The organism is Paenibacillus sp. RC84 (assembly GCF_041260495.1).
GTDB lineage: Bacteria > Bacillota > Bacilli > Paenibacillales > NBRC-103111 > Paenibacillus_F.
Genome location: NZ_JBGBYL010000011.1, coordinates 14,857 through 26,738 on the forward strand (window position 1 = coordinate 14,857; position 11,882 = coordinate 26,738).

The following is an 11,882-nucleotide window of genomic DNA, read 5'->3' on the forward strand; positions in this document are numbered from 1 at the left end:
CATGGGGAGAATTCTGATAACAGCCTATGGCGGGGAGGCGGAAACGGATTGGACAGATGCCCGGTTTGTGAAAAAAAGTTGAATCCCTTATGCAATTTCGGTATGCTTATTCTAATCTAAAACCACAGAGAAAGAATGATGCGACGATGAATGGTGCTGTTTTTCTGATTTTCGGAGCTACAGGAGATTTGGCCAAGAGAAAATTGTTTCCCGCCTTTTACAGCTTATACCGTGAAGGCAAGCTGAATGAACATTTCGCCGTAATCGGACTTGCGCGCCGTTCTAGGACGAACGAGCAGTTCCGTGAAGATTTGCGTGATTCCATTAACGAATTCGCCCGTCATCATGTGCAGGACGACGAGGACTGGGCTAAATTTGCGGAACATTTCGAATATTTGCCGCTTGACATTAACAATGTGGACGGGTTCCGCCAATTAAACACGCTGACGCAGCAGCTGGACGTCAAATTCCAGACCAACGGCAACCGTCTGTTCTATCTGGCGCTTGCTCCCGAGCTGTTCGGCAACGTGTCTTATAATCTCCGCGAAGGCGGTCTGCTTGAAACCACCGGTTGGCATCGTCTCGTGATCGAGAAGCCGTTCGGCTACGATTTGGAATCGGCAGGCAAGCTGAACCAGCAGCTCCGTCAAGTTTTCGAGGAGAAAGATATTTACCGCATTGACCATTACCTGGGTAAAGAAATGGTCCAAAACATTGAAGTGGTCCGATTTGCGAACGCCTTTTTCGAGCCGCTGTGGAATAACAAGTACATAGCCAACATTCAGATCACGCTGGGCGAAACCGTCGGCGTCGAAGACCGCGGCGGTTATTACGACCATTCGGGGGCTCTGCGCGATATGGCGCAGAACCATATGCTCCAGATGCTTGCCATGATGGCCATGGAGCCTCCGAGCCGTCTTCATCCGGAAGATATCCGGGATGAGAAGGTGAAGGTGCTGCGTTCCCTGCGTCCTTTCGAGACCGCCGAAGAGGTCAATAAGAATGTCGTGCGCGGCCAGTATACGGCCGGACAGCTGAACGGCAAGGAAATGCCGGCTTACCGCAGCGAAGAGAGCGTCAATCCCGAATCGAACACGGAAACGTATTTGGCGGCACGTGTTTTTGTGGACAACTTCCGCTGGGCGGGAGTTCCGTTCTACATCCGTACAGGCAAGCGTCTGCCCGTGAAATCCACGGAGGTTGTCGTGGAGTTCAAGAACGTGCCGGACAACGTTTACCTGGCTAACAAGCATGACCTGCAGCCGAACCTGCTCGTATTCCGCGTGAACCCGATGGAAGGCATTTATCTGCAAATGAATGCCAAAAAACCGGGCGCTGAGGGAGTCATTATCCCGATCGCGATGGATTTCTGCCAAAGCTGCCAGGTGGGGCTTAACACGCCGGAAGCATACGAGCGTCTGATCTTCGACGCTATGCGCGGAGATTCCACCTACTTCACTCGCTGGGACGAAGTGGCGCACGCGTGGCAGTACGTGGATGCCATCGCTCAGGCGTGGAGAGAAAACGGCGGAGACCTTGCCCATTATCCGGCAGGCTCCTGGGGCCCGGACGCAGCCAACGAACTGCTCGCCGCGGACGGCTTCAAGTGGTGGCCGGTGAACGGCCAGCATGAAGGCGAAGTTATCTGGGCGAGCCAGTCCTAAACCGGCCGTTCCGGTTTCACAAACAAGAGATTGACGGGAGCACCCTGCGGCTTAGGCTGACGGGTGCTCCTTTTGCTGGTCGCATAGATGAATGAGAAAAAATGTGGGTCTGTATTAGGGGAAACCGGGAGGTAAGCATGTACCGCATTCTGATTGTCGAGGACGATGATAAAATCGCCCACATCTTGAAAGACACTTTAATCAAATATGAATATGAGGTTTTCCGCGCGGTGCGGTTTCACGATATTAAGGGAGAGGCCGCCGAACTGGAGCCGGATCTGATTCTGCTCGATATTAACCTTCCCCGCTACGACGGGTTCTACTGGTGCCGCCAAATCCGCACGTTCTCCAACGTGCCGATTATTTTCCTGTCGGCGCGGACGGGGGAGATGGACCAGGTGATGGCGATCGAAAACGGCGGCGACGATTATTTGACGAAGCCGTTTAATCTTGACGTCGTGCTGGCCAAGGTCAAAGGCGCGCTACGGCGCGCATACGGGGAATACGCCCAGGCGCATCCGTCCAGAGACGAATGGGAGCTGAACGGCCTGAAGCTGGACCGGATGAAGAACAGTCTGGAATTCGCCGGGAAACGGATGGAATTGACGAAAAACGAGCTGCTGCTGTTCGACTGCCTGGCGCAGAAGGCCGGAAGTATTGCAAGCAGGGAGGAGCTGCTGGAGGCCCTTTGGGACGACGTCCATTTCGTCGATGACAACACGCTGACAGTGAATGTCACGCGGGTAAGGCGGAAGCTGGAAGAAATCGGCCTGCCGGGAATTATCGAAACGGTCCGGGGCCAGGGTTACCGTCTTCAGACGGAATGGGGGAACACCGGCGATGCATGACAAAGCCTGGACGTGGAAGCGATTTTTGTTCGACCGGCTTTTGTACACGGCGGCCTTCTTTTTCGCTATCCTGCTTATTCTGGTCGTGTTGTGGCTGGACCGTATGGAGGCGGGGCTGCCCGTTAAGACGGACAATCTGGTGTACTTGTTCCTGCTGGCCGGAGCCGTGTGGACGGCGGTACTGATTTATGATTATGTCCGGCAGGCCGGTTACGCAAGCGCGCTGAACAAGAGGCTCGGCGAATCCGCCCAAAGCTCGGTGGACAATGCTTTATTTCTGCCGCCCCGGACGCAGGAGCAGCAGGCGGTCAACGAACTGCTGCAGAAGCAGCACCGGGCTTATTTGTCCACGCTGTCTTCTTATCGGGCGGCTCAGGAGCAGCATCTGCATTTTACGAACCAGTGGGTCCACCAGCTCAAAACACCGGTTTCCGTCATCGACCTGCTTATCCAGCAGTCGGAAGGAGCGCCGGGACCGCGGGACCGGATGAAAGAGCTTCTCTCGAGCATTCAGGAGGAGAACGAGAAGATCGCCTCGGGTCTCCAGATGATGCTTTACACGGCCAGACTCGAAAAATTCGAGCTGGATGTCCATCCGCGGCGGATTGAGCTTACGGCCGTAGCCCGGCGGATCGTGAACGACTATAAGAAAGCCTGTATCCGGGCGTCTATCTTTCCGAAGATCGAGTCGTCCGCCCCGGACATTTATGTGGAAACCGACGAGAAGTGGCTCTCATTCGTGCTTCACCAGCTTATCGGCAATGCGATTAAGTACTCCCGGAAGCGGGAAGGGAACAAGCCGCTCCTTATCCGGATTGAAGAGCAATCTTACGGCATCCGCCTTTCCGTTCAAGACAGCGGGATCGGAATAGCTCCGGAAGATTTGCCGCGGGTTTTTGACGCTTTTTTCACGGGAGAGAACGGAAGAGGCGTCGTTACGGAGTCGACGGGGATGGGGTTGTATCTCGTCAAGCAGGTGATGTCCCGGCTGGGACACCGGGTTGACATACAATCCGAGCCGGGCCAAGGAACGACGGTGAGCCTGATGTTTCAGAGCCAGGGTCTCCACCGGTTCGGAGAGCGGGATGGAGCGGGCGGAGAATAGCCCGGGTGACGAAAATGTAAGGTTGGCCCGCCGCATTGAAAGGCAAATCAATAGGTAGCTTCTCCTCAGAGGTCTATACTAGGAACATAGACACGATCAATGGAGGGATACCGAATGGCCGTTTTAAAAGCCGAGCAGGTAACGAAAATATACGGGACGAAAAGCAATTTGACCTATAAAGCATTGGAGAACATCGGCCTCGAGATCGGCGAAGGGGAATTCGTCGGCGTTATGGGGCCTTCGGGAAGCGGGAAAACGACGCTGCTGAACATACTGGCCACGATAGACAAACCGACGAGCGGCCATATCGAGATCAACGGAACGGACCCCGCGGCTTTATCGGGGAAACAGCTCGCCTTGTTCCGTCGGCGTGAACTGGGATTTATTTTCCAGGATTTCAATCTTCTCGACACCTTGTCGATCCGGGAAAATATAATTTTGCCGCTTGCCCTGGACAAAAAGCCGGTGGCGGAAATCGAGAGCCGGCTTAAGCCGTGCGCCGAGCTGCTCGGAATCACGGCGATCCTGGACAAACGGACTTACGAAGTGTCCGGCGGCCAGAAGCAGAGGGCGGCCATCGCCCGGGCCATCATCCATAGGCCGTCCATCCTGCTTGCGGACGAGCTGACGGGCAACCTGGATTCCAAAGCCGCCAAGGATGTGATGGAATCGCTGAAGGAGCTGAACGAGCAGCTCGGCGCCACCATTATGATGGTAACGCACGATCCTTTTGCGGCGAGTTACTGTAAGCGGATTGTATTCATCAAGGACGGGAAGCTGTTCTCCGAACTGAGACGGGGAGCGAACCGGCAGGCCTTTTTCCAGCAGATTCTCGATTCGTTAAGTGTGCTTGGGGGGAATTTCGATGAATTTTCGACAGCTCGCCCTTAAAAATATCCGCGGCAATTGGCACCAGTACGGCGCTTTTTTCTGGAGCAGCGTGTTCTCCGTTACGATTTTTTATATTTATTCCGCGTTTATTCTGCATCCGGACGTCATAAACGGTTCTATGCCGGCGGCATCTAAGATCCGGGAAGTGATGATCGCCTGCGATTATATCATTATCATTTTTTCTTTCTTTTTTATCCTGTACTCGATGTCGGCCTTTTTCAAATCACGGAAAAAAGAATTCGGCCTGCTGACGCTGTTCGGCATGACCAAAGGGCAGATCCGCTGGATGGTGCTGCTGGAGAATGTGATTATCTCCATTCTTGCCGTCGCCTGCGGCATCGGAATCGGTTCGCTGTTCAGCAAGCTGTTCTTTATGGGGCTGGCCCGGCTGCTTGCCGTCGATTCCCCGATCCGGTTCGTCATACCTTTAAAGGCGGTACTGCTCACGGTTATCGGGTTTCTGCTGCTGTTTCTGACCATTACCCTGCTGACCCTTTATCAGGTGGGACGCGCGGAAATTATCGATCTGCTCCGGGCCTCCAAACAGCCGAAAAAGATGCCGGCTTTCTCGATCTGGCTCGTGGTCCTCTCGGCCGTCTGTCTGATCGGGGGGTACACGCTGGCTTATCGGATCACGGTTATGAATTTTATTCTTTATTTCCTGCCGGTCGTCTTTCTTACGGTGCTGGGAACGTATTTTTTGTTCACCCAGGGCAGTGTGTTTATTCTCCGGAGGCTTCAGCGCCGGACTTCGCTTTATTACAATCAGACGAACCTGATTACGATTTCGCAGCTGACGTTCAAGCTGAAAGATAATGCGCGGATGCTTTTTATGGTGTCTATCCTGTCGGCTGTCATTTTGTCCGCATCCGGTACGGTGTATGTGATCCTTAAAGATACCCGCAACCAACTCATGGAACATTACCCTCAATCCATCGCCTTTGCGGAAAAAGGGCTGGACAGTCACCGCGTACTGGATCCGGATGTATTGAAACACACCCTGAAACAAAACGGGGTGGAGCTGGATTATGAGGTGCGGATGGCGGGTATTCCGGTCCGGGTCCCCGTCGAACTGGGGGGCAGAGTCCGGGAGCAGCAGCTGTTCATCGTCTCGGAGGATGACTACAACACCCAGGCCAGACGGCTGAGCAGGCCGGAGCTGCGGGTGGAGCGGGGCCATGCGTCGTACATTTACCCGTATAAGGAGCAGCAGCGCAAGTCTTTCACCCCCGGCCAAAACCTGGAAGCGAAGCTGGAAACGGGAACCCGAACCTTTACGCTGGACGAACAAATTAACGGGTCCGTTTTTCCCACTCAGTTCGATATCTCAACTTTGCTCGTGACGGATGCTTCGGAGTTCAAGGAAATGATGGACGCCACCCCGAACGAGGACAAAAGCGTCTTATACGGCTACGAGATCAAAAATTGGGAGGAAGCCTCTCCGACCGTGCATCAGATCGAAAAAATGGTGCCCGAGCAGGAGAAGCAGAATTTCGGGACTCGTGTCAATCAGTACCTGGAAACGAAACAAATGATGTCGCTGATGCTATTCATCGGAATTTTCGTCAGTTTTCTTTTCTTTATCGCTTCTGGCAGCATGATATATTTTAAGCTGTTTACCGAGATCGAAGAGGACCAGGCCCAGTTCCGGGCTCTCACCCGGATAGGGATCACGGATCAGGAAATCAGGCGGACGGTTTCCAAGCAGGTCGGGATGATCTTTTTTATCCCTCTTGTGGTCGGACTTGTCCATACGTCCTTTGCGATGAAGGCGCTCGGGAATATGCTGATCTCGAACATATGGCCTTACGCGGCGGTGGTGTTCGTTATTTTCGCTCTGATGCAGACGCTTTATTTCCTGGCCGCCAGACGCTCGTACATGAAGAGAATTTTAGCGCATTCGGTTCGTTAATTCAGGTTGTTAGACTGTTAGATCAAAAGGCTTTTCTATCCCGCTGTCGGTCGGCGGGTCGGAAAAGCCTTTTTCTTTTTGACCTGTAAATTATTTTATATGTAAAATATTATGTATATTGACGATAAAAGTAAAGAAAAGATGTATAACTAAATTGTAAATCTATGGAATTTAAAGATGGGAGAGAAGAGAGATGTATAGAAAAGGGGACAGTCTGGACGATTTCATTTTATTTGACCGCATTTGGACCCGGGTCTGGCAGCAGCAGGGCTTTGAGCTGGAATTTACCCGCCGGGACGCGGATTGCTACCTGATTCTCTCCGAGGACGGTGAAGCGGCCGGGACGGTAGAGTTTAAACGCTATGACTCCGGCCGCCATCCGCTCGACGCTCTCGCTCCGTTCTCTGAACATCCCGCGCTTGCGCCGGGCAAGGCTGTGGAGGTCGACAAGGTGGCGCTCCTTCCGGAGTACCGGGGCCGCAACCTGGACAAGCTCATTTCGCTCATCGTACATTACTGTGAAAATCGCGGCTGCACGCATATCGTGGCGCTGATGGAACCCAAGCTGTGCAAGGCTCTACGCATGGCATTCCGGATCAAGCTTGAGCGTATTGCGGAGCCTTTCCACTACAAGGGAGGGATGGTCGTACCCGTCGTATGCGACGTAAGCCGCCTCTACCTGAATAAACACGGCTACGGCTGGCTGCTTCCGAATCCGGAACAGCCGGAAATCGTCCTGCCTGCCGTCGGCTCTTGAAAAAAGAAAACAGGAATACCCTCGTGCGAGGGTGTTCCTGTTTTCTTTAACCGCGGGTCATCGCCTTCAAATTCGTGATGAGGCTGTCCAGACGCTGGTAGCTCGTCACGATATCTTTAATGCGGGCATCATGATTCTCAAGTCCCGCCATAATCTCTTCGAAGGAAGCCATGTTCTGCTCCGTGCTTCCGGCGATGGCGACAATTTCGTGAGAAATTTTGCGGTACTCCTCCTGCAGCAGCGCAACGGATTCTTCCACGTGATCGGACTGGTTTTTGACGAGTCCGGTATTGTCGGCTACCCGCTGGATGATGCTCTCGACCTGTTCGTTGGCGGCGCGTCCCGCCGTAATCGCCTGCTTCCCGAGATTCACCTGTTTGGTCACCTCGATGCTCGTGTGGCGGATGCCCTGGAGAATGTCGTTGATCTCTTCCGTGGAGCGGCGGGAGTTCTCGGCGAGCTTGCGGACTTCGTCGGATACGACGGCAAAGCCTTTGCCGTGCTCTCCGGCCCGGGCGGCCTCGATTGCCGCGTTGAGCGCAAGCAGGTTGATCTGAGATGTGATGTCGTTGATTAGCCCGACCATGCTGCCGATGCGTACGCCTTGTTCATTCAGATCATTCATCAAATGGACGGTCTGGTGAATGATGCTGTAGACGGTTTCGATTTCCGCGCTGAGGGCATGAACCTGTTCGCTTCCCTGATTCGTCAGGCCGATATTCTCCGTAGACAGCCGCTGGAGCGTACCGGAGCCATCGGCTACGCTGGAGACGACCCGTTCGACTTCCTGAACGTAACTGCTGATATCCACAACAATTTGAGTCTGATGCTCGACGCTGGTAGAGACTTCGCCGAACGTGGCGGTGACCTCTTGCGAAATTTTTCCGGCTGTAGCCACATTCGTTTTGAGCGTGTCGTTGAATTCGTTTAACACCTGCACGGTAGAGCCGACCTGTTCCAGCAGCGAGTCCGTCTGAGTCTTCGCGTCCAGGGTCTCCGCCTGCTTTTCCAGTACTTCTGTCTGAAGTTTCTCCGAGAATCGTGCGGAAGCGGCGGAAGCCGCGGTAATCATGGCGACGTAGAGCAGCAGGTTGGCGAGGGATTCTTTGGGGAACATGGCTTCGTAAAAACGCGGTTGGATGAATAAAAAGGCCGTTAATGCCCCTCCAAGTATACCGGAGAATACGATAGGCCGATAATTGGAGTAGAGGGTCATCAGCGCGATGTTGACAAAAATGAGGTAATACGTGCTCGTCAGCGGTTCGGCATAAATCAGCAGGGCGGTCAAAACGGTTACGTTCACCGGAACAATATACATAACGAGCTGAGGCGCTATGTGTTTAACCGACATCAAGGTGCTGATTCCGCAAATCACTATGCCGACAACGGCAAGTACGAGAACAACCTCTAAGCTGGCCGTCATAAGATCGATTACGATACCCAGGGCGAGCATGATCCACAGAATGCGGTTGAGCAGTTTGTTCCTTTTAAAAAGCAGATCCTTTGATTCCATGATTTCCCTCATCTCTTAATATTTGTTTACTTTCACCTAATCGGTTGTTTACCGTAAAAAGTTTATAGATTCCACTAATAAATGTTAGTTTATTTTTGTGATTTTTTTTCGGAAGGCGCTTGAAGAATCCGCGTGCAGTGCGGCAAAAAACGGGTTATAATAGGGGGAAGCTTAGCCGGAAGGAGCTGGCAGATGGACAGGCGCTCGTTTCTCAAATGGCTGACCGCATTTTTCGCCATTCTGCTGGGGGCCGGTGCGGGAACCGTATTAAGCGGATTAAGGCGGAAATCCGGTCTTTCGGACCGTGAGGCTGCCGTGGTCCAGGCGGAAGAAGCCGAAGAGCTCCCGGCCGGAGAGGATCTTCAGCTTCCGGATGATCCGCAGGCGGGGAAGGCGCTCGCCACTTTCGCGATTATGAGCGATATCCACGCTTCGCCCGACGATCCGCTGACTCTGGAGCATCTTAAATCCGCTCTGAGCGATATGACGGCCATGAAGCAGCCGGTGGATGTTCTCCTTCTGACCGGCGATTGTACGGACTACGGGAGAGAGCGGGATTACAAGGAGCTGGGCCGGCTTATGAAGGCGTACAAGCTTCCGCCCGTGCACGCCAATATGGGGAATCACGAATATTACGATCTTTGGCTGGACAAAGCCGGCAAGTTTAACCGGGAGGGCATGCCCAACGGCAAGACCGACGCGATGGCCAGGGAAAGATTTTTAACATTTTTCGGGTACAAACAGCCGTATAACCGGATGGATCTGGAGGGCTGCACCATTCTGCTGCTTTCACAGGAAGGCTACATGCAGGAGAAGCCCGAAGCGGGTGAAGGCGCCTGGTACACGGACGCGCAGATGGAGTGGTTTAAAGCCCAACTGGCGGGACTGGACAAAACGGCGCGGATCTTCATTATGATCCACCAGCCTCTGCCGATGCAGGGACGCAGCGGAGGAAGCCACCAGATCGTCCGCGGCAAGGAAATCCGGGAGCTGATCGCCCCGTACAAGAACGTTTTCGTTTTCTGCGGGCACCGGCATCAGGATTTCCAGAACGGATCGGCCCACTATTTGCAGGAGCCGTTTCATTATTTTCACAACTCATCGGTCGGCCGGACATTGAACAAGGCTCTGCCGGATGCCCGAAAATCGAAGACGCAAGGTCTTTACGTCCAGGTCTTCGAGAATAAGGTCGTGGTCCGCGGCCGCGAATACGCCCAGCGCAGATGGCTGAAGGAAGCGCACTGGACGATCGCATTAAACAAGAAGAGCGTGTGACGCCGCAGGCACCGGAAGCGGGCCGCGGCATAAGATGAACTATAGAGAAAGCAGGAAGGATCCAACCATGAGTACACCTTTACAAAAAGAGCTTCAAACCGAGGCGGCCAAGCGCCGCACGTTCGCCATTATTTCCCACCCCGATGCGGGTAAAACTACATTGACGGAAAAGCTGCTGCTCTTCGGAGGCGCGATCCGTCTCGCCGGAACGGTTAAAGGCCGCAAGGTCGGCAAATATGCGACGTCCGACTGGATGGAGATCGAGAAACAGCGGGGGATCTCCGTTACGTCGTCCGTTATGCAGTTCGATTATCTCGGACACAAGATCAACATTCTGGATACCCCGGGTCACCAGGATTTCAGTGAAGATACGTACCGTACCTTAACCGCCGCAGACAGCGCGGTGATGCTGATCGACGTTGCGAAGGGCGTCGAGGCTCAGACGATCAAGCTGTTCCAGGTATGCCGCATGAGAGGCATTCCGATATTCACGTTTATCAACAAACTCGACCGTGAAGGCCGTGATCCGTTCGAGCTGCTGGAAGAATTGGAGCAGGTTCTCGGTATCCGTTCGTACCCCATGAACTGGCCGATCGGCATGGGCAAGCGGTTCTGCGGCGTATACGACCGCCAGCGGACCCAATTGGAGCTGTTCCAGGGCGACGATCATAAGCAGGTTGCCGTCCGCAAGGTAGAAGGCTACGAGGACCCGGTTATCAAGGAAATCGCGGGCGAGCATATGTACGAGCAGCTCGGACAAGAGCTGGAGCTTCTGGACGTTGCCGGCGACCCGTTTGATTACGAGAAAGTGATGAAAGGCGAGCTGACGCCGGTATTTTTCGGCAGTGCGGTCAACAACTTCGGCGTCCAGACGTTCCTGGAAAACTTCCTGGAACTGGCACCGGCTCCGGAGCCGCGTAAAAACACGCAGGGCGAAATGGTAGAGCCGACCAAAGAAAACTTCTCGGGGTATGTGTTCAAAATCCAGGCCAATATGAATCCGGCCCACCGGGACCGGATCGCGTTCCTGCGGATCGTGTCGGGCAAATTCCAGAGAGGCATGTCTGTGAAGCATGTGCGTGCCGGGAAGGAAATTAAGCTTTCTCAGCCGCAGCAGTTTCTTGCACAGGACCGCGACATTGTGGAAGAGGCGTATCCGGGAGATATCATCGGGTTGTTCGACCCGGGTATTTTCAGAATCGGGGACTCTCTCAGCCAGAAGGAAGAAATCGTGTTCGATGAGCTGCCTACGTTCTCGCCGGAAATTTTCAGCAAAGTAACCGTCAAGAACGCCTTGAAGCACAAACAGTATCAGAAGGGAATCGACCAGCTTACGGAGGAAGGAACCATCCAAGTGTTCCGGACTACCGGGGCGTTTGACGATACGATTCTCGGGGTAGTCGGCCAGCTTCAGTTCGAAGTGTTCGAGCACCGGATGAAGGCCGAGTACGGGGTAGATATCCAGCTTCAGCGCTTGGGCTTCCAGTTCGCGAGATGGATTATCGACGAGAAGATCGACCCGTCCCGCTTCCGCATCAACTCGCAGCTTGTCACGGACAAGAAAGGCAACTATGTTGCCCTGTTCGAGAGCGAGTACGCCCTGCGGTCCGCCATGGAGAAAAATCCGAATGCGCAGTTCCTGACAAACGCGCCTTAAATAAACAAGGAGGACCGGGTGGTGGTTGATTCCCCGCTCCTCCGTATTAAACGAAAGCCATTCCGCCGATTTGGGCGGGATGGCTTTTTTGGAATGCTTTGGCGCTAGTCCGGGTCGTGGCTGTCCGTCTCGGCTTCTTGTTTACGGACTCGTTCGTTCGGCCGGCCCGTAAGGCTGCATTTTCCCGGCGGCAGGCGTTTGTCCGTGACAGTCCTTGGCCCGGCCTCATAAGCTAATCGCAGGTTTGGATAATCTGATTC

The 11,882-nt window shown here is 53.9% G+C and carries 9 protein-coding genes; 8 read left to right on the forward strand and 1 reads right to left on the reverse strand.

Annotation, left to right across the window (positions count from 1 at the left end; genetic code table 11):
* Positions 1-146 precede the first annotated feature (146 nt).
* The 6 genes from zwf to ABH899_RS23240 all read left to right on the forward strand — a co-directional run bounded on the left by zwf (position 147) and on the right by ABH899_RS23240 (position 7,177).
* Positions 147-1,664: a glucose-6-phosphate dehydrogenase gene (gene zwf / locus ABH899_RS23215; protein ID WP_370000914.1), complete on the forward strand. Its 1,518-nt coding sequence runs from the start codon at positions 147-149 to the stop codon at positions 1,662-1,664.
* A 137-nt stretch (positions 1,665-1,801) separates the two neighbouring features.
* The gene (locus tag ABH899_RS23220; RefSeq protein ID WP_370000916.1) at positions 1,802-2,512 is read left to right on the forward strand and encodes a response regulator transcription factor; all 711 of its coding nucleotides are present in this window, start codon (positions 1,802-1,804) and stop codon (positions 2,510-2,512) included.
* Positions 2,505-3,617, forward strand: a complete 1,113-nt coding sequence (locus ABH899_RS23225) for a sensor histidine kinase (protein WP_370000918.1) — start codon at positions 2,505-2,507, stop codon at positions 3,615-3,617. Before ABH899_RS23220 ends, ABH899_RS23225 begins: the two co-directional genes overlap by 8 nt.
* 114 nt (positions 3,618-3,731) lie before the next feature.
* Positions 3,732-4,508, forward strand: a complete 777-nt coding sequence (locus tag ABH899_RS23230; protein WP_009673076.1) for an ABC transporter ATP-binding protein — start codon at positions 3,732-3,734, stop codon at positions 4,506-4,508.
* A complete protein-coding gene (locus tag ABH899_RS23235; protein ID WP_370000920.1) occupies positions 4,483-6,420 on the forward strand; it encodes an FtsX-like permease family protein in 1,938 nt (645 codons plus the stop codon). Before ABH899_RS23230 ends, ABH899_RS23235 begins: the two co-directional genes overlap by 26 nt.
* Positions 6,421-6,613: 193 nt before the next feature.
* Positions 6,614-7,177 carry a GNAT family N-acetyltransferase gene (locus ABH899_RS23240; RefSeq protein ID WP_009673086.1) on the forward strand — a complete coding sequence of 188 codons (564 nt, stop codon included), beginning with the start codon at positions 6,614-6,616 and terminating at the stop codon, positions 7,175-7,177.
* Positions 7,178-7,223: 46 nt separating this feature from the next.
* Here ABH899_RS23240 and ABH899_RS23245 read toward each other — a convergent pair whose 3' ends face one another.
* Complete coding sequence (locus tag ABH899_RS23245; RefSeq protein WP_009673073.1) at positions 7,224-8,690, reverse strand: methyl-accepting chemotaxis protein; 1,467 nt, start codon at positions 8,688-8,690, stop codon at positions 7,224-7,226.
* A gap of 192 nt (positions 8,691-8,882) precedes the next feature.
* Here ABH899_RS23245 and ABH899_RS23250 point away from each other — a divergent pair, with 192 nt between their 5' ends.
* On the forward strand, positions 8,883-9,965 hold the full coding sequence (locus tag ABH899_RS23250) for a metallophosphoesterase family protein (protein WP_370000923.1): 1,083 nt from the start codon (positions 8,883-8,885) through the stop codon (positions 9,963-9,965).
* A 67-nt stretch (positions 9,966-10,032) separates the two neighbouring features.
* Positions 10,033-11,622, forward strand: a complete 1,590-nt coding sequence (locus tag ABH899_RS23255) for a peptide chain release factor 3 (RefSeq protein ID WP_009673075.1) — start codon at positions 10,033-10,035, stop codon at positions 11,620-11,622.
* Positions 11,623-11,882 lie beyond the last annotated feature (260 nt).